General features: G+C 62.4%; 15 protein-coding genes. 5 read left to right on the top strand and 10 right to left on the bottom strand.

The window, feature by feature from the left end:
• Window positions 1-221 precede the first annotated feature (221 nt).
• From ABD937_RS18875 to ABD937_RS18905, 7 genes are all read right to left on the bottom strand, one after another.
• Window positions 222-1,094, bottom strand: coding sequence for a glycosyltransferase family protein (locus tag ABD937_RS18875; protein WP_345257427.1), 873 nt, complete (start codon window positions 1,092-1,094; stop codon window positions 222-224).
• 95 nt (window positions 1,095-1,189) lie between these two features.
• Window positions 1,190-2,140 (bottom strand): PorP/SprF family type IX secretion system membrane protein, encoded by a 951-nt coding sequence (locus tag ABD937_RS18880; protein WP_345257428.1) that lies wholly within the window; start codon window positions 2,138-2,140, stop codon window positions 1,190-1,192.
• A gap of 21 nt (window positions 2,141-2,161) precedes the next feature.
• Entirely contained in the window at window positions 2,162-3,844 is a 1,683-nt protein-coding gene (locus ABD937_RS18885) for a choice-of-anchor J domain-containing protein (protein WP_345257429.1), read from the bottom strand.
• Window positions 3,845-3,894: 50 nt separating this feature from the next.
• On the bottom strand, window positions 3,895-4,212 hold the full coding sequence (locus ABD937_RS18890) for a hypothetical protein (protein ID WP_345257430.1): 318 nt from the start codon (window positions 4,210-4,212) through the stop codon (window positions 3,895-3,897).
• A 176-nt stretch (window positions 4,213-4,388) separates the two neighbouring features.
• Window positions 4,389-5,942: a lysine--tRNA ligase gene (gene lysS / locus ABD937_RS18895; protein WP_345257431.1), complete on the bottom strand. Its 1,554-nt coding sequence runs from the start codon at window positions 5,940-5,942 to the stop codon at window positions 4,389-4,391.
• A 68-nt stretch (window positions 5,943-6,010) separates the two neighbouring features.
• Window positions 6,011-6,421, bottom strand: a complete 411-nt coding sequence (locus ABD937_RS18900) for a hypothetical protein (protein WP_345257432.1) — start codon at window positions 6,419-6,421, stop codon at window positions 6,011-6,013.
• Between the two features lie 54 nt (window positions 6,422-6,475).
• Window positions 6,476-6,904 (bottom strand): hypothetical protein, encoded by a 429-nt coding sequence (locus ABD937_RS18905; RefSeq protein WP_345257433.1) that lies wholly within the window; start codon window positions 6,902-6,904, stop codon window positions 6,476-6,478.
• A 339-nt stretch (window positions 6,905-7,243) separates the two neighbouring features.
• On the opposite strand from ABD937_RS18905, the gene ABD937_RS18910 reads away from it, so the two are divergent.
• From ABD937_RS18910 to ABD937_RS18920, 3 genes are all read left to right on the top strand, one after another.
• The gene (locus ABD937_RS18910) at window positions 7,244-7,948 is read left to right on the top strand and encodes a DUF4197 domain-containing protein (protein ID WP_345257434.1); all 705 of its coding nucleotides are present in this window, start codon (window positions 7,244-7,246) and stop codon (window positions 7,946-7,948) included.
• A gap of 192 nt (window positions 7,949-8,140) precedes the next feature.
• Window positions 8,141-8,680, top strand: a complete 540-nt coding sequence (locus tag ABD937_RS18915) for a PH domain-containing protein (protein ID WP_345257435.1) — start codon at window positions 8,141-8,143, stop codon at window positions 8,678-8,680.
• Complete coding sequence (locus tag ABD937_RS18920) at window positions 8,646-10,142, top strand: PH domain-containing protein (protein WP_345257436.1); 1,497 nt, start codon at window positions 8,646-8,648, stop codon at window positions 10,140-10,142. Before ABD937_RS18915 ends, ABD937_RS18920 begins: the two co-directional genes overlap by 35 nt.
• Window positions 10,143-10,462: 320 nt before the next feature.
• Here the strand turns inward: ABD937_RS18920 and ABD937_RS18925 are convergent, their stop codons facing one another.
• Window positions 10,463-11,344, bottom strand: a complete 882-nt coding sequence (locus tag ABD937_RS18925; RefSeq protein ID WP_345257437.1) for a flavin reductase family protein — start codon at window positions 11,342-11,344, stop codon at window positions 10,463-10,465.
• Between the two features lie 95 nt (window positions 11,345-11,439).
• Here ABD937_RS18925 and ABD937_RS18930 point away from each other — a divergent pair, with 95 nt between their 5' ends.
• Window positions 11,440-12,135 (top strand): GIN domain-containing protein, encoded by a 696-nt coding sequence (locus tag ABD937_RS18930; protein WP_345257438.1) that lies wholly within the window; start codon window positions 11,440-11,442, stop codon window positions 12,133-12,135.
• A 376-nt stretch (window positions 12,136-12,511) separates the two neighbouring features.
• Window positions 12,512-13,210 carry a head GIN domain-containing protein gene (locus ABD937_RS18935; RefSeq protein WP_345257439.1) on the top strand — a complete coding sequence of 233 codons (699 nt, stop codon included), beginning with the start codon at window positions 12,512-12,514 and terminating at the stop codon, window positions 13,208-13,210.
• Window positions 13,211-13,735: 525 nt separating this feature from the next.
• Here the strand turns inward: ABD937_RS18935 and ABD937_RS18940 are convergent.
• Entirely contained in the window at window positions 13,736-16,285 is a 2,550-nt protein-coding gene (locus tag ABD937_RS18940) for a T9SS type A sorting domain-containing protein (protein ID WP_345257440.1), read from the bottom strand.
• Window positions 16,286-16,496: 211 nt separating this feature from the next.
• Window positions 16,497-17,513 (bottom strand): fumarylacetoacetate hydrolase family protein, encoded by a 1,017-nt coding sequence (locus ABD937_RS18945; protein WP_345257441.1) that lies wholly within the window; start codon window positions 17,511-17,513, stop codon window positions 16,497-16,499.
• Window positions 17,514-17,552 lie beyond the last annotated feature (39 nt).

Below are 17,552 nucleotides of genomic sequence, written 5' to 3' on the forward strand. Positions count from 1 at the left end.
CCCCAGGGTACTATTTATGGGCTGCAGGAGTCACCTGCAGCCTTTCTTTTTTTACGCTAAGGTGCAAGGTTCATAGCCTGGGGTCGTTTAAAGTACAGCGCGGCTGAATACAGGCATCGACGCCGCCTGCAGTCCCGATCTTTTTTCAAGAGCGCAATAGGTGTAGCCCGCGAGCGGGCTTTAGGGAACGCGTCGGAAAGCGAACCTTAAACTCTAAACCCCTAAATGATCTTGTAATTCTGGAAATCGAATGGGCGACGGCCCGTGAGCCACTCCACCGCATTCTTGAAGCGGTCCTTGGGCTTGATGCGGTTGAAGCTCAGGTCGTGCTCGAACTTCCAGTTCATACGGCCGATCCAGTCCTGCATCACCGCCGGGTGGCGGCCGCCGAACTTCGCGAGCGCATCCACGCCGCTGTAATCGAAGGGGCCGCCGTACAGCTTCTGCTCCGGGTTGGCCTCAGTGTGCCCGTGGTACAGCAGGTGAAACTCGTTCATCTTGTCCTGCATGGCCTTCGGCTCGCGCACCCAGCCATAATGATAGATCCAGGCATCCACGGGCTTCACGCGCAGCTTCTCGTTATCGCCCTTGCGGAAGCTTTGCGCGTCGCGGTAGGAGAAGATGCTGCGGTTGTTGCGCACCACGCGGATCTCGCGGCGGTACCAGCGCGACGAGGTGCCCACGTAATCGTAGGACCCGTAGAAATGCTTATAGCGCAGCAGCAGGCCGTCTACCTCCGCCTGGTCTTTGTACTTCGTCATTGCGGCGCGCAGCTTCTCGATCCCATCCTCGTGCAGCACCTCATCGCCCTGGATGTAGATACACCAGTCGGCGTCGGGACCGATAGCGGCAAAGGCCTTGTTGGTCTCGTCGGCCAGCACCCGCCCACCCGCGCGGAGCGACTCGTCCCAGTCCGTGTCGAGGATGCGTACCTGCGGCCCGAGCGACGCGATGAGGGCGCGGGTGCCGTCGTCGCTGCAGCCCACGGCCACAACCACTTCGCTGCAAAGCGGCAGGATGGAGCGGATCGCCTCGGCAACCGGGTACTGGTAGCGCACCGCGTTTCGGATGAAGGTGAAGCCCACGACTTTCATAACGGCAAAATTAAAGGATGCGGTCCACCATTGCGGGCCGGCAGCAAAAAGGCGGCCCCTCGGGGCCGCCTTCAGTATTTCTACGGACTGTGCGATCAGAACGTGTGCGTCAGGAAGATCTCGAGGCTCTGGCGGTTGAGGCCGGCCATCTTGCTCTTGTTGGTGGTGACGTCGTAGGTGAGGGCACCCTTCGTGCGGCCCCAGCCGAGACCGAGATAGGGGATCACCACGTTGGTGTTGCGCGTCAGCACGCCGAGGTCGAGGGAGGTTTCGGTGGCGGTGAGCTTCAGCGCCTTCGAGAAGATGAAGCCACCCTGTACGTACTCAGCCTTGTCCTGGGTTACGAAAAGACCCTGGAGCTGGATACGGTCGTTGCCTTTGAGGCGGATCCAGGCCGAGGCGTTGGCCTGGTAGCGCACCGGCACGCGGTAGTCGGTGCCAAGGAAGGAGGCCTTGGGCTTGGTGAGGTGCATGGCCGTGGCGCCGATCTCGCCGCCCCAGCGGCCACCCGCGTCGTGCGACAGCATGAGACCCACGTTGAGGTCGAAGTAGTTTTCGGAGCCGCTCATACGGCCGGCATCCACCGAGGTGCCGCTGAAGCCGCCGGAGCCGAACTGGTCTTCGAACACGAGCTTGCTCATGTCGAGGCGCTGCGCGGCGTACACGGCCTGGGCGCCGACGCCGAGGCGGGTGCCGGCACCGAGCGCTTTGTTGTACGCGAGGGAGAGTCCGAAATAGTTGCTCTTCAGCGAGCCCCCGGCATTGGCGTCGAGGAACCCGTAGACACCGATACCGAGCCGGTCGTTCTCGCTGATGCCTTTGCCTTTGATGCGGGCGTCGGCGGAGAGGTAGCCGGTGTTGAAGGAGCGCATGCCGCTGAAGGTGGTGTTGCGGTAGCCGCCGTTGATGCGCCAGCTCTTGTCGAAGTTGCCGGTGTGGGCGGGGTTGAGGAGCAGCGGGGTGTTCTGGATCTGGGAGAAGTTGGCATCCTGCGCGAGGCCCTGGAGGGCGGGGAGCAGGAGCGCGGAGAGCAATATCTTTTTCATGCGAATTGTTTAGAGGATGAATCAGCGAACCAGCACAACCTGGCCGTTCCTGCGAATGAAGTTTCCGTTGCGGTCGTAGCCTTCGGTCACCCACATGTAGGTGTCGGCGGGCAGCGCCTGGCCTTTGTACGTGCCGTCCCAGCCGGTGGTCATGGCGTCTCCCGTCGAGAAGAGCTCCTGGCCGAGGCGGTTATACACGCGGAAGGTGCGGAAGTTGGTGATGCCGACGAGCAGCGGGCGGAGGCGGTCGTTCTGGCCGTCGCCGTTGGGCGAGAAAGCCGTGGGTACGAAGATGTTGTTCTCCGTGAAGATGCGCACCAGCAGCGAATCCACGGTCTCGCAGCCCGAGGCGTAGCGGTAGAAGATGCGGTAGTCCTGCTCGCGCACGGCGCGCACGGTGGGGTTCACGATGGTGGCGGAGGAGATCATCACCGGCGGGTTCCACTCGAGGGCGGCGCCGGGGAGGGTGCGGGCCATGAGCTCCGTGGGCGTGTCGTACTTGACGTTCACGGTGGGCAGGCGCATGCCGGCGGGCGGCGTCTCGAGGGTGATGGTCTTGGTGATGGAGTCGGCCTGGGCAAGACAGCCGTTGGGGATAGCCACCAGCTTCACCTGGCGGGCACCGGTGGTGCCGTACGTGAAGGAGGTGTTGCCGGCGATAACCGTGTCGCGGCCACCGGCGCCGAAGTTCCAGCGATACGCCACAGGGGTCGTCGCAGGCGTAACCGTAGTGGTGTTGGAGAACATCGTGGCCCGGCCTACGCAATACGAGTCGAAGCTGAAGTTGGCCGTCGGCTTCGGAATCGTGTTGATCGTAACGAGGTTGGACGTGGAAACGCACGACTGCGGCGCACCGTAGGTAGCGCGCACGGTGTAGGCGCCGCCTGCGGTCACGATGTAGGCATCCGAGGTAGCACCTGCGATCGGGTTGTTGTTGAGGAACCACTGGAAGCTCGGGTTGCCGGTGGCGGCCGATGCCGACAGCAGGAGCGGCGTGCCGGGGCACAGGTTGGTGCTAGCCGGGGTGGCGATGGTGACGGCGGGGCAGCCCGATACGAAGGGCTTGAACTGGAAGGCGTCGACGCCGATGTAGTTGGAGTTGGCGCCGTTGGGGCCGCCGTTGGTCACATGGTAGCGGAAAGCGAATCGGCCGCTTACGGGGCCGGCCAGTCCGGTCACCTTTGCCCCGATGCGGGTCCAGACGTTGGGGTAGCCGGCCGGGTAGGTAGTAGACGAACTGAGGTTGGGATTCACCGAGGTGACCAGGATGCTGAAATCGCCCACCGAGGTGGCCGTGGTGCCTACGTCGGTGCTGGCGCCTGCCGTGCTCAGGCGGAGCTCGAGGCGGTCGGGGTATACGGTGCCGGCGGGAATGCGGGTGTAGAAGATGACGGAGTCGTCGTTCTTGATGTCGCGGACGGGCGTGAAGAGCCACTGGTTGATGGTGCCCGTGCCGGTGGTGCTGTTGAAGTTGACGGCGATGTAGGAAGTGCCCGCACCGTTGAAGGAGGGAAAGGTGGCGGTGGAGCCCTGTACCCAGGTGCTGGCGCCGAGCGGCGAGCTGTTGTTCTTTTGCGACCAGCCGGACGTGAAGAGTCCGGGCACGTTGTCGAAGTTCTCGTTAATGGCCTGGGCGGTTGCTGTACCGGAAACGCCGGCGCCCAGCAGCAGCAGTCCAAGCGCCCGTTGCAGGAAAATACGCATGTTGGAATGGATTTACAATGAGTGGTTGCGGTTATTGAACGGAGCGGCGCTTAGTGCTTCTCCTCGGATTTGAGACGGGTTACGTATGCTCCGGCAGCGGCTTCGGCGGCGGCCTTGTCGGCATAGCCCTTTCTCAGGCCTTCGACCTTATCCTGCGAGTGCACGATTACGTTGTTCTTGTACACGGAGAAGCCCCAGCTGTTGTCGGGACGCTGGTGGGCGCTGACGCGGTAAACGGAAGCGGAAGGGGCGCCAGGGGCGGCTTTCGCGACCTTCGCAGGGCGCTGGGCGCTGGCCGTGGCGGCTCCGAAGATCATCCCTGAAGCAAGCAGGGCACAGCGGAGCGCGCGTGCAGAGAGCAGATTCATAAGACAGTACTTTTTGGTTATTTTCTCATCGGGAAGCAGTGCCGCCGCGGGCGCGGGAGACCTAAAACCCGAACCAATATTACCGAATACCGCGCAAGGGGCCAAAAACCGCTTTTCCGCCCCACCAAAAACGAAAAAGGACCGCCGGGGCGGTCCTTTTATTTCGGTACAGGCGATCAGCCGGCAGGGGTCTCCTCCGTGGCCGGAACGTCGTCGGATTTCTCGGGGCGCATCTGCGGAAACAGCAGCACGTCCTGGATCGACACGTTGCCCGTGAGGAGCATGCAAAGGCGGTCGATGCCGATGCCGATGCCGGCCGTGGGCGGCATGCCGTACTCAAGGGCGCGCAGAAAGTCGTAGTCGATGAACATGGCCTCGTCGTCGCCGCGCTCCATCAGCTTTATTTGCTCCTCGAAGCGCTCGCGCTGGTCGATGGGGTCGTTGAGCTCGGAGTAGGCATTGGCGATCTCCTTGCCGTTGATCATGAGCTCAAAGCGCTCCACGAGGCCCGGCTTGCTGCGGTGCTTCTTCGTGAGCGGGCTCATCTCCACGGGATAGTCGGTGATGAAGGTGGGTTGGATATAATGGTGCTCGCAACGCTCGCCGAAGATGGTGTCGATCAGCTTGCCCTTGCCCATGGAGGCTTCCACTTCGAGGCCCAGCTTGCCGCATACGTCGCGGAGGCCCGCCTCGTCGAGGCCGCTCACGTCGAAGCCCGTATGCTCTTTGATGGCATCATAGATGGGCACGCGCGCGAAGGGCGCCTTGAAGGAAATGGTCTTGTCGGCAACTACCGCTTCATCGCTGCCGTTGACGGCGATGCAGGTGCGCTCGAGCAGCTGCTCCGTCACGTTCATCATCCAGAAATAATCCTTATAGGCCGTATACCACTCGAGGATGGTGAATTCGGGATTGTGGGTGCGGTCCATACCCTCGTTGCGGAAGTTGCGGCTGAACTCGTATACCCAGTCGAAGCCGCCCACGATGAGGCGCTTCAGGTACAGCTCGTTGGCGATGCGCAGGTAGAAAGGCACGTCGAGCGCGTTGTGGTGCGTGATGAAGGGTCGCGCGGCCGCGCCGCCGGGGATGGCCTGAAGCACCGGCGTATCCACCTCGAGCGCGCCGTGCGCGTTGAGGAAGTCGCGGATGGCGTTGATCATCTTGGTGCGCTTCAGGAAGGTCTCTTTTACGGAGGGGTTCACCACGAGGTCGGCGTAGCGCTGGCGGTACTTGAATTCCGGATCGGTGACGGCGTCGAAGGTCTGGCCCTCGGCCACCTTCACCACCGGGAGCGGGCGCAGCGATTTTCCGAGGAAGGTGAGCTCCTGCACGTGCACGGAGATCTCGCCCACCTTGGTGCGGAATACGAAGCCCTTCACACCCACGAAGTCGCCGAGGTCGATCAGCTTCTTCCACACATCGTCGTACAGGGAGGTATTGCCGTCAGTGGCGATGTCGTCGCGGCGCACGTACACCTGGATGCGGCCCTGTGCGTCCTGCAGCTCGGCGAAGGCGGCCTTGCCCATGTCGCGTACGCTCATGATGCGGCCGGCGAGGCACACGGAAGCGAAGTTGTCTTTGGTATCGTCGGTGAATACGTTCTTGATCTCCGTCGAATAGTGGCTTACGGGGTAGAGGGCAGCGGGATAGGGATCGATGCCGAGGCGCTGGAGCTCGGCGAGCTTCTCGCGGCGGATCAGCTCCTGCTCGGAAAGGTGTTGATGGGTCATTACAGCTCGTTTTCGGAAAAAGTGCTGCAAATGTACGGCACCGGCGGCGGTGGCGGGAAGATTGGCCGCTAGCGCTTCCCGAGCGCGACGCGCAGGCCCAGCGCCGGAAAGGCCTGCGGCCCTCCGGGGAGCAGGGCCGCCTGCGTGCGCAGGAGCACTTTGGCCTTATGGGCGTTGGAGATGCCGGAAATGAATACGGGGATGCCTACAAGTGCGGCGAGGATGCCGCCGGCGATGAAGCCGCCGCCTTTTGCCTTGATGGTGCTGCCTTGTACGTCGGCCGACTGCAGCACGCGGTTTTGCCCGATCAGCACCAGCGCCACGCCGCCCGCCGTCAGCACGCTCCCGGCCACCACCTGGCTCGTGCCGCGCCGCCGGTGCCAGTCGTAGGTGCCGCGCTCCGGGTCGTTGGCCGGGTCGTACTGGGCGAAGCAGGAGGAAGCGGCGAGCAGGAACAGGACGAAGAGGGAGGTGCGCATCGGTTCTGGTTTGCGGGAAGGTAACACGCCGGATACAAAAGCGCGGTTGGCGCTCTAGATCGGGAGGCGCAGCGAAAGGGCGGCGAAGGAGTGCTGGCGGCCGGGATCGGGCAGATAGCTGGCCTGGCGCTTCATACCGAGGGCAATGCGCTTGTTGCGGGCGCCCGCCAGGAAGAGGGGCACGCTGCCCAGAACGGCGGCCCCGCCCACGAGGAACATCACCTCGCCCACCCGCTGCTTGCTTTTCTCCTCCTCCGATGCGGGCCCCAGGTAGCCGCCCGACATATTGATGCTGTTGCCCAGTCCGATGACGCCCACCAGGGTGCCGCCGCCGAGCAGGATCCAGGCAGCCGTTTTCTGGCTGCGTGCCTTGCCCAAGTGCCAGGCGGCGGTGCCGCGTGCGGGCGCGGTGCTATCGGCCAGCTGCGCGGAGGCGCCGGCGCAGCAAAGAAACATACAGATCAGCAGCAGTAATGCCTTCATAACGTCCTGGTTTCGGCCAAAGTAACGCCACAAGGGGATTTGTCGTGATAGTCAATTTGTACCCCCGGGGGGATTTCAGATTTCGGATTTCAGATTTGGGATTTGTTGCTGACGCCGATAGCAAGGAGAAAAGCCGCCACGTGATATCTGCCTTCGGATCCAGGGGCTAAGATCTTCCCGGCCTGGGTAAACTTAAATCCGAAATCCTCCCTGGCGTGCGCCAGCCTAAATCTGAAATCTGAAATCAGACATCAGACATCCCAGATCTGAGATCATAAAATCTGAGATCTGACATCCTCCTCTGGCCTCTTTTTTGCACCTTGCGGCCAAAACAGCCCCATGTATAAGTATCTTCTTGCCGCTACGCTTTCCTGCACGGCGCTCGGCTCCTGCGAAACGCTGCAACAGGTGGCGCAGCAGTACACCATTCCTACCGAGGCCGAGGCCGCCGAAGGCATCCGCCAGGCACTCGACAAAGGCATCGACCGCGGCGTGACGCTCCTTCACGCCAAGGACGGCTTCTTCGGCAACAGCGCCTACAAGCTGCTGCTGCCGCCCGAGGCGCAGCGTGTCGAGTCCACGCTCCGGCAGCTCGGGATGGGCTCCATGGTCGACCGCGCCATCCTGCAGATCAACCGCGCCGCCGAGGAGGCCGTGGTGCAGGCGCGCCCGATCTTCGGCCAGGCGCTCCGCAACATGAGCATCGCCGACGCCATCGGCATCCTGCGCGGCGGTCAGAACTCCGCCACCAACTTCTTCCGCGAAAAGACGAGCGCCCAGCTGGTGGCCGCCTTCTCCCCCATCATCAAAAACACGCTCACCCAGCTCAATGCCACCAAGTACTACGACGAGCTCGTGAGCATCTACAACGGCTTTCCCACGACGAAGCAAAAGCTCAACCCCGACCTCGGCGCCTACGTCACCGACAAGGCCGTCACCGCCCTCTTCGACCAGGTGGCGCAGGAAGAAGCCAACATCCGCACCAATGTAGCCGCCCGCACCACCGACGTACTGCGCAAGGTGTTCGGCTATGCCGCACGTTAATGTGCTGATTAGTTAATATGCTAATGTGCTAAAAAAGGGCCCGGATCGCATAGCGATCCGGGCCCTTGCGTTTGATTACGCTGTCAGTCCTTCAACCTCATTCCTCATTAGCACATTAGCATATTAACCCATTAGCACATTCTTATCAACGAATGCGCGATGCTGTAGGAACACTTCGGTCTATATTTGGTCATGCCCTTTTCGAACCTGGCCATCGATCCCTCGGAGCTGCCGCAGACGGCCGACCTGGAGCTGCAGCCGCTCGCGCCCGCCTACCGCCGCCTGCTGCGCCTGCAGTGGCGCCTCACGGCGCTCTTCGGGTTCGGGCTCGCCGCCCTCCTGTTTTACTGGGTGCCCGAATGGCGCGGCACCGCGGCCTACGGCGCCACCGGCGGCGGGCTTGCCCTCTTGCTTGTCTTTTATTACCTCACGATCGAGCTCGGGTGGCCCTGGGCCGGCTACGCGGTGCGCGAGCACGACGTGGCCTTTCGCGCCGGCTGGCTCTTTCGCCGCCTGCAGGTATGCCCCGTAGTGCGCATCCAGAACTGCAGCCTGAGCCGCGGCCCCCTCGACCGCCAGTACGGGCTCGCCACGCTGCGCCTCTACACCGCCGGCGCCGACGGCGCCGACATCCGCATCCCGGGCCTCCCGCTCAACGAAGCCGAGCGCCTGCAGCAACACCTCCTTCAGCGAATCCATGGAACCGACAGCAGCGCCCATCGACTGGACTAAGCCCCAGCGGCAGCCGCCCGCCGGCTTCGTGCTCACCTTCATCAAGGTGATCGGCTTTCTTGTGCGCTTTATCTGGCCCGTGCTGCTGCTGCGCCTCTTCAACGCACCCGAAAAACCCGAGGGCGCCGCGGCGCGCGGACAGGTAGCGCTCTTCATCGTGCTGGGCATCCTGGTGCTCCTCCTCGTGCTCAGCGGGCTCAGCCTCTGGCTCTTTCGCTTCTACATCGCCAACGGCGAGCTCCACATCCGTAAAGGCTGGCTGAAGAAGGTGGCGCTCTCCATCCCGCTCGCCAACATCCAGGCCGTACAGATCGAGGAAAGCCTCCTCCACCGCATCCTCGGCATCGTGAAGGTCACCATCGACACGGCCGGCACCGCCAACACCGAAGCCACCATCGACGCCCTGCGGCGCCCGATGGCCGAAGCCCTGCGCGCCACACTGCTCCAAGACCGTATTTCTACAGAATCCGCCGACACGGATGCGGCTCCTCCACCACCGCCCGCTACCACCGTGCTGCGCCTCTCCGGCACCGACCTGCTCCGCCTCAGCCTCACGGCCAACCACCTCGAGGCCTTCGTGCTGCTCCTCACCTTCTCGTGGAGCCTGTACGACGACCTGCGGCCCATCGCCACGCGGATCCTGCCCGGCGAGGAAGCACTCGTGATGGCCGGCATGGCGGCCATGATCGGCCTTGCCGTGATGGTGCTCGTCGTCACCTTCATCGTATCCACGGCGCGGGTCATCTTGCGCTTCTACGGCTACGAGGCCGTGCAGAACGACCGCGGCTTCGCCCTGCGCCATGGCCTCCTCGACCGGAGGCAGCGCCTCGTGGGCTTCGAGAAGATCCAGTACCTGCACTGGCGCGCGAGCTGGCTGCGGCGCCTCTTCGGCCTCTGGATCCTGGAGCTCGGCGCAGTGGGCGAAACGGAGCTGAAGCAAAAGCAAAAAACGGAAGTACCCCTTACGAGCCCCGCGCAGGTAGCACCCTTTGCAGCGGCCTATCACCAGGTACCCGCTACCGAAGCCGGCATACCGTTGCATATCCACCCGTCTTATGTGGCCCGGCGCCTGCTGATCGTAGGCGTACTGCCCCTGCTCGTGCTGGCGCCGCTGCTCTGGTGGTGGCTCGGGGCCAATGCGCTGGCGTTCGTACTCTGGCCGCCTTTCATCTGGGCGATGGCCACGTTGCGGCGGCGCAAGTTCCGGGCATGGCTGCACAACGAGGCACTGCTGCTCCGCGGCGGCACACTCGGCGAATCCTTCACGCTGCTTAAATGGTACAAGGTGCAGTCGGTATCGCTGCACCAGAGCCCCTACCAGCGCAGCCACGACCTCGCCTCGGTGACGCTGCACACCGCCGCGGGCCCCATCCGGCTGCTCTGGCTGCCGCTCGGGGAAGCACAGGCCGTGGTGGATCATGCGCTGTATCAAGTGGAATCGGAGGAGCGGAAGTGGATGTAGCCTTCAGGCGACGCAGAGAGAAAGCACGCAGATTATTATGATTGATACGATTGGCGCAGATGCATCGCTGCTCAATAAACTTTTCTGATCCAGGCACATCCAGGCAATGCGGTCTGCGTGCTGCTTTAAGATAGAAATACGATTGCCTTCTGCCCTGCTTCTCTCCTACAGTAATATTACTGCCCAACGAAAAAGGCCGTTGCATGGGAACAACCTTTTACTGTTTGTTTATCCCATAACCTTCCCGAACCCTCCTAAACCGCTCTGAACCCGTCTCTCATTACCCCATCAGCACATTACCCCATTACCCCATTCTCCCATTACCCCATTGTTAACAGCACCTGCCAGGCCTCGTGCACCTTGCCCGCATCCAGCAGCTTCGCGGCGTAGGTGTGCACCTCGCGCTCCATGTCGGCGGGGTTGAGCGAGTAGTATTGCACGATCTGCTTCAGGTGGTCGTCGTCGAAGCCCGGCTCCAGCACCGGCGGCTCGTGCACGTTAGCGAGGGCGCCGAGGTGATTGCCCGTGAGGTAGCGGCTGCCGCGCACGCTTTCGGGCAGCGCGTCGATGCCGATCCCGAGCTTCGTGTTGGGCTTCGGCACCGTGAAGAGGCTCTCGGGCGTTACGCGGGTGTACCAGTCGCCGCCGAGGCGCGCCACCAGGTCGAGCTTGCGCTGGTCGATCTTTTTCTCGGCGTCCAGCAGGGCGTCGTCGATGTGCACCACCAGCACCTCGCAGATCACGAGCTGCCCCGCGCCGCCCTCCTCGCCGAGCGACTTCACCTCCAGCACGCGGCACTCCATCTTCGCCTTTGCCTCCTTCACCATCGGCGGGCGCACCACCGAAGCCGCCTCCTTCGTGAAGCCGGCCTTCAGGAACTCGTCGGTGCCCTTCGGGTACTCGCAGCTCGAAAGGGAGGATTGCTGCACGATGTCGTAGGTCACGACGTTGATCACCACCTCGGGCACGGCCAGCACGTTCTCGAGTGTGTGCTTGATGGTGTTGTCGCGCACGCGGCGCGCGGGCGAAAACACCACTACGGGCGGCTGCGCGGAGAAGAGGTTGAAGAAGGAAAAGGGACTCAGGTTGGCGTTGCCCTCCGCATCTACGGTGGAGGCAAAGCAGATGGGGCGCGGCGCCACGAGGTGCTGCAGGTAGTACTGCTTCTCGGAGGCCTTCAGGTCCTTGAGGTCGAAGATCATGGCGCAAAGAAAGGGCTTCTCCGCGTGCGGGCAAGCCGCCACCTGCCCGAATCTCCACCCGGTTCGGTATCTTCAGCGTACCAAAAACAACCCCCATGAAAAAACTACTTTCCCTGTTTCTCTGCCTCCTGTTTGCCGCCCCGCTCCTCGCCCAGAAAAACGAAGGCATCAAAGGCAGCGGCAATGTGGTCGTGCGCGAGCTGCCGGTAACCGGGTTTACGAAGCTCGAAGTGGGCAGTATGATCGCCGTAGTGATGGCCCAGGGCGATAAGGAAGCGGTGGCCGTGGAGGCCGACGACAACCTCCAGGACCTGGTGAAAGCCGAAGTGAGCGACGGCACCCTCCGCGTATGGATGCAGGAGGGTACCAAGGGGGTCAACCTGCGTGGCTACAAGAAGCTTACGGTGCACCTCACTTTCCGCGACCTCACTTCCATGAAGTTCAGCACGATGGGCCGCGTACGGAGCGAAGGCACCCTCAAATTCAAAGAGCTCCGGATCCGTAACAGCAGCATGGGATCGATCGAGCTCGACCTCACGGCCGACCGCCTCGACCTGCTCAACGAGGCCATGGGCTCCGTAACGCTGAAGGGCCGCGCCACCGAAGCCGCCATCCGCCACGAGGGCATGGGCGCCATCAAGGCTTCTGAATTCGTGATCGACACCTTGTATGTCGCCAACAAAGGCATGGGCAGCGTGGTCGTCAACGCCGGCAAGCAGCTCGTATACCAGGATTCCTTCATGGGCAAGGTGCGCAACGTAGGCGCGGCCCCGGCGGTGAAGCGCAACTAGGAGGGGTTTATTGGTTTATTTGTTTACTGGTATATTGGTAAGAAATCGTTCATAGAGCAAAAGTCATTGCAAAGACTGAAGGCCATTGCGAACGAAGGGAAGCTTTGTTATCCTGAGCTCGCCGAAGGGTCCCCCATTACGCGGAGTGCTTACTTCCGCCGATCTATAATCTTACCGAGTTCTTCTGCTCACGCCTCTGCCAAGGCTTCGGCGCGGGTTCACGCTCTCCGGGCGACGAAGCCTTGGCGAAGTCGCCTTTCATCGCCCCTTAACACCGCCCGTACCAAAAAAGCCGGTTTCCTGTAACACGGGAGGCGCTCCGCCGTTCTACGAAGGAATTCGTCATAAATTGAATCACCATAAAAAACCAATCACGATGAGAATCCTGGTAGCAACGGCCCTTTCCGTACTCAGCCTCGGCGCAGCGGCGCAAGACAACGAAACCATCACCGGGAACGGCAAGACCGTGACCGCCGACGTACCCGTAAAATCCTTTGACGCGCTGAAGGCCAGCGGCGTGTACGAGCTGAAGCTCGCGCAGGGCAGCGCCGAATCGGTAAAGATCGAGGCCGACGAGAACCTGCAGGCCCTCTTCGAGGTGCGCAACGAAGGGTCGCAGCTCGTGATCGACATGAAGAAAAGAAAGGGCGGCCTCAACCTGAAGAAAGGTTCGCGCATGACCGTATACGTGACCTTCCGCCAGCTGAAGCGCCTCGAGCTGAACATGGTGGGCAACGTGCGCACCGAGGGCCAACTCACCTTCAACGACATCAACCTGAAGAACAACAGCGTGGGTAACGTGGACCTGAAGCTGAGTGCCGACCGCATCGACGTGGACAACGACGGCGTGGGCAACGTGGTGCTGAGCGGGAAGGCCACCAACGCGGTGTTCCACCACGATGGGGTCGGTGCCCTGCGCGCCGGCGACCTGCAGGCACAAAGCGTAAGCATCGATAACGACGGCGTCGGCGGCGCGGAAGTGAACGCCGAAAAAGAGCTGAAAGTAAAAGACTCCTTCCTGGGTAAGGTGAAGAACCGCGGCGCTGCCCGGATGCACAAGAAGGAAGTTATTTAAGACGGTTACATTGAGGGAAAGAAGGGGGCGTTCCGCGAGGGGCGCCCTTTTCGATGACCCATCCCCGGCCCTTCTCAAGGGGAAGGAAGGAGAAGCCTCTCCCCGATGCTTCACAACGAGAAGGAGGAGAAACCCGTCCCCGCCGAGGCGGGTTCGTCGTTTCACACGGCGGCACAGAGGCACGGCGGCACGGCGACATTTTCCCCTTACTTGCCGCCGCAAGCGGCTTGCTGTTCTGAAAGCACTATGAGGGGCTCACGCGGAGGTGCCAAGGCGCGGAGCACGCAGAGGCAAAGACGACAGGTCGCAATTACTCCGCGTAATGTAAGCCGCGCCGCCGTCGGAACAATGCCGCCCTAGGTGGGTGCTCCATAACTGCAGAAAATGTCCCGCGTCTTTGCGCCTCTGCGCCTCCGCGAGAAACCCTGGTTCTTCTTTGAAGAATGCCAGCCGCTTGCGGCGGGACTATGCAGCAAAAAAGGCCTCCCGCAAGGGAGGCCTTTGTATGTCGTACAAAAACGATCGTTACAGCTTGATCACCTGCTTCTGGCTCACGGTGCCGGTGCGGGTGTTGACGAGGCGGAGCTGGTACACGCCGGGCATCAGGCCCGAAAGGTCGAGGCGGGCGGTCTTGCCGGTCAGTTGCAGCGGGCGCAGGGCCGGCTGGCCGAAGGCATTCACCACTTCGAGCACGAAGGGCCCGCTCTCGGTACCGTTGTACTGTACCATCGTGCTGTTCGTGGCCGGGTTGGGGCTCACGGCCAGCAGGTTGACGCGTGCGTTGCCGGCGTCGCCACCGGTGTCGCCGGGGGTGGTAACCGTGCAGTTGTCCACGCGCAGGCGGAACACCCTGGCCTTGCCCGGGCAGGTGCTGGCGCCATCGCCCTGGGGCGTTACGTAGATGACGCCGATACCGGCGCCCGTGGGCGTGAACGAGCCGATGTTGCCCGTGCCCGAAGCCGCAAGGCCGATGCCGGTGTTGTCGTTCGTCCAGGTATACGAGGTAGCGTTACCCGTAAATACGATGGGGCTGCTGGGCACACCCACGCAAAGGTCCTCGTTGCCCACAGCGTTCACGCTCACCTGCGGCTTCACCGTGAGCTGCGTGGTAGCCGTAGCGGTGCAGGGCGCAGTGGCATTCACCGTATACGTCACCGTATAGGTACCGGCGGCGGACGATGCAAGGCTCACCTGCCCGGAGTTGGCATCGATGACGAGACCTGCCGGCGTAGCGGAGAAGATACCGCCGCGTGAGGAGGCGGTCATGCGCACGAAGGCAGAGCCGCCCTGGCAATACGACGACTGACCGTAGGAAATGGAGCCGGCCGTGGGGGAAACGGTGATGGAGAAGGTTTCAGGCGCACCCGTGCAGGCGTCCTTGAGCGGCGTAACCGTGATGTTGGCCAGCTGGTCGGTGTTGGCCGGGTTCATGGCCGTAAACGAGATATCGTTGGTGCCGACGGCGGAGAGACCGATGGCCGTGTTGCTGTTGGTCCATTTATACGTGGTGCCGCTCAGCGAGCCGCTGAACGATACGCTGCCGGTCTGGCCAACACACAGGCTTTGGTTGGAAACCGCGTTGACGGTCGGGAGCGGTTTCACCGTGATCCGGTACACGTAGGTTTTGGCCATGCCGGTCGCAGTCTCCGTAGCCGTCAGCCGGATCTCGGCTGTCACCGGCGTCATGCCGTTGTTCACGGCAGTAAAGGAGGGCACCATATTCGAGCCCGAAGCAGCCAGCCCGATGGAAGGATCGGAGTTGGTCCAGGTATAGGTATAACCGGGGGGAGGCGTACCGACCGATACGGCGCTTACCACCGTGCCGCTGCACACCACCTCGTTGTTCGGCAGCACGAAGGGATTCAACGACACGTGGATGCGTGCGAGGTTCTGAATCGCCGCGCCGTTGTAGAAAGAGAAGCTGCCCGCAGCGAGTGCCTTGGCGCCATCCAGCGTAAAGTCGACGCTGGAAATGCCGGCGAAGCCGGGTGCGGCAAAGCCCGATCCCATGCCGCCGCGGAACTCAGGGTTCACCAGGCCGTTGGGCTCCAGCAGGGCGATGCCGGCCGCCGACGGGGAGCCCGCCACCACGAAGGGGCCACCTACGAGCACCTGGCCGGCCATGTTCACGTCGATGCTGCGCACGTCGCCGCCGAATACGAAGAAGTTAACGAAACCGGGATCATGTGCCCCGGTAGCCGTCAGGCGCACGATGCGGTTGGCGTTGGTGCTGATCGACGGCAGCGAAGTGGCTGCGTATACACCGCCGCCGGGCGCGGGGGCCAGGTCGTGCACCGCTACGAAATGGCCCGCCGCCGTGTCGAAGGAGCCAAAGCCCGCGTCGAAGGTGTTGTCGAACGTGCCGTCGGCGTTGAGGCGGATGATGTTGCCGGTCTCCATCCCGCCGAAGTGGGTGAAGTTACCCGCCACGATAATCTTGTTATCGGGCTGTACGGCAATGGCCGTGACGCTTGCGGGCGAGGGGGCGACCACGTGCCCGCGGAAAGTGGCTTCGAGCGAAATGCCGGCTCCGGTTAGCAAATTAATCTGCGTACCATTGCTGCTCATCGCCCCGAGGCCTTTCTCGAAAATGGTACCGGGCTGCACCAGGCCACCCACCAGGACTTGCCCGGTGCTCTGGCGGTCGATGGTGAGCAGGGTACCCGATTCGAAAAAGCGGACGTTAAAATTAGCGAAGTCGTACGCTCCGGTTGCATCCGATTGGATCAGGAAGAACGCGTTGTTGCCCGTGCCGGCAGCGATATGCTTGCCGCCGGGCAGCAGCAGCAGGTGCTGTACGCCGGTGGGGTAGGCGCTGGAAAAGCCGCCCCAACTGCCCCCGTTCCAGCCCGGATCGGGGGAGCCGTCCGCGTTGAGGCGGGTAACGCCTTCCACCGGCGCGCCCACGCCGCCGGCAATCAAGCTGCCGCCCACCAGCACTTTGCCGCCGGGAAGGGCTTTCACGGCTCCGAGGGGTCCGCCGCCGCTGATATTCGGCATGAAGGAGGAGTCCAGGTTGCCCCCCGTCTGGGCAGCGCCGGGAAGCGCCAGCAGCACGGCGGCGCATAAGGGCATAACAAGGCGTTTTAAGTACTGTTTTCTCATATGTTTTGGTTTTGATGAGCGAAGGATGAAGACAGGGGCATCGTTCGGCGGTCAGCTTTTTGTTTTCGCGGGATCCGGCTTTGTCTTCCGAAGCTAGTCATTTGCCCCTGTATTTGCAACACCGGCTCCGCAAACGAATAAAGGCGCCTGTAGGGCGCCTTTATTCGTTTGTGCGAAAGCGTCATGCTCCCGTTCCCTTCTTTTGCTTGAGGATGCTCCAGTCGGTGGCTTCAGCCTGCATTGTGTTGTGCAGGTTGCCGAGGCCGTCGATGGTCATCAGCACCTCGTCGCCGGGCTGCAGCCACTGCTCGGGGTAGGCCGGGTCGTTGAGCTTTCCGGTGCCGTTGAGCTCCAGGAAGCAGCCGGTGCCCACCGTGCCGGAGCCGATCACATCGCCCGGGTACAGGTCCACGCCATAGGAGGCGCGCTCCACGAGCTCGGCGAAGGTCCAGTCCATATCCCCGAGGTTGCCTTCGCTCACGCGCACGCCGTTGACGCTGCAGGTCATTTTGAGGTTCCAGTTCTTTCCCACGTGGCCTTCCTTGGCGGCGGTTTCGAAGGCGGCGAGCTCGTCGAGCGTCACGAGCCAGGGCCCGATGGTGGTAGCGAAGTCCTTGCCCTTGGCGGGGCCGAGGTTGAGGAGCATTTCTTCCATCTGCAGGCGGCGCGCCGAGAGGTCGTTCATGATCATGAGGCCGCCGATGTATTCGTCGGCGTCCTCCGCGCGGATGTTGCGCCCGCGCTTGCAGATCACGATGGCCGCCTCGAGCTCGAAGTCGAGCTTCTCGAAGTGGTCGGGCATGCAGCGCACCGGGCCGGGGCCATACACCGCGAGGTGGTTGGTCATGTAAAAGATCGGGTACTGGTCGAATTCGGGGATCATGTCGACCTTGCGGTTGCGGCGGGCGGCGGCCACATGCTGACGGAAGGCATAGCCATCGCGGCAGGAGGTGGGGTAGGGCACGGGGGCGAGCAGCTGCAGGTCTTCCACTTTCTGGCCGCGTCCCTGGCCGATGCGGCCTTCCTCGATCATCTCCACGCCGGCCTGCGCCACCGGCAGCACTTCTTCCCAGTATTGCAGGAAGAGGCTCATGGTGCCGGGCAGATCGGGGTGCAGGGTCTCCATGTCATATACATAGCCGTCGACCAGTACGCCGAGCTGGTCGCTATCGTCTTTGAGGTAAGAAACGAGCTTCATGCGCCAAAGATAGGTTTAGGGGGTTTAGAGGGTTTAGAA

The sequence above is a fragment of the Flaviaestuariibacter amylovorans genome, assembly GCF_039541815.1.
Classification (GTDB): domain Bacteria; phylum Bacteroidota; class Bacteroidia; order Chitinophagales; family Chitinophagaceae; genus Flavisolibacter; species Flavisolibacter amylovorans.

Coding starts and splice junctions, on each gene's coding strand:
- ABD937_RS18875 (WP_345257427.1), bottom strand. CDS start 1,094: ATGAAAGTCGTGGGCTTCACCTTCATCCGAAACGCGGTGCGCTACCAG.
- ABD937_RS18880 (WP_345257428.1), bottom strand. CDS start 2,140: ATGAAAAAGATATTGCTCTCCGCGCTCCTGCTCCCCGCCCTCCAGGGC.
- ABD937_RS18885 (WP_345257429.1), bottom strand. CDS start 3,844: ATGCGTATTTTCCTGCAACGGGCGCTTGGACTGCTGCTGCTGGGCGCC.
- ABD937_RS18890 (WP_345257430.1), bottom strand. CDS start 4,212: ATGAATCTGCTCTCTGCACGCGCGCTCCGCTGTGCCCTGCTTGCTTCA.
- lysS (WP_345257431.1), bottom strand. CDS start 5,942: ATGACCCATCAACACCTTTCCGAGCAGGAGCTGATCCGCCGCGAGAAG.
- ABD937_RS18900 (WP_345257432.1), bottom strand. CDS start 6,421: ATGCGCACCTCCCTCTTCGTCCTGTTCCTGCTCGCCGCTTCCTCCTGC.
- ABD937_RS18905 (WP_345257433.1), bottom strand. CDS start 6,904: ATGAAGGCATTACTGCTGCTGATCTGTATGTTTCTTTGCTGCGCCGGC.
- ABD937_RS18910 (WP_345257434.1), top strand. CDS start 7,244: ATGTATAAGTATCTTCTTGCCGCTACGCTTTCCTGCACGGCGCTCGGC.
- ABD937_RS18915 (WP_345257435.1), top strand. CDS start 8,141: ATGCCCTTTTCGAACCTGGCCATCGATCCCTCGGAGCTGCCGCAGACG.
- ABD937_RS18920 (WP_345257436.1), top strand. CDS start 8,646: ATGGAACCGACAGCAGCGCCCATCGACTGGACTAAGCCCCAGCGGCAG.
- ABD937_RS18925 (WP_345257437.1), bottom strand. CDS start 11,344: ATGATCTTCGACCTCAAGGACCTGAAGGCCTCCGAGAAGCAGTACTAC.
- ABD937_RS18930 (WP_345257438.1), top strand. CDS start 11,440: ATGAAAAAACTACTTTCCCTGTTTCTCTGCCTCCTGTTTGCCGCCCCG.
- ABD937_RS18935 (WP_345257439.1), top strand. CDS start 12,512: ATGAGAATCCTGGTAGCAACGGCCCTTTCCGTACTCAGCCTCGGCGCA.
- ABD937_RS18940 (WP_345257440.1), bottom strand. CDS start 16,285: ATGCCCTTATGCGCCGCCGTGCTGCTGGCGCTTCCCGGCGCTGCCCAG.
- ABD937_RS18945 (WP_345257441.1), bottom strand. CDS start 17,513: ATGAAGCTCGTTTCTTACCTCAAAGACGATAGCGACCAGCTCGGCGTA.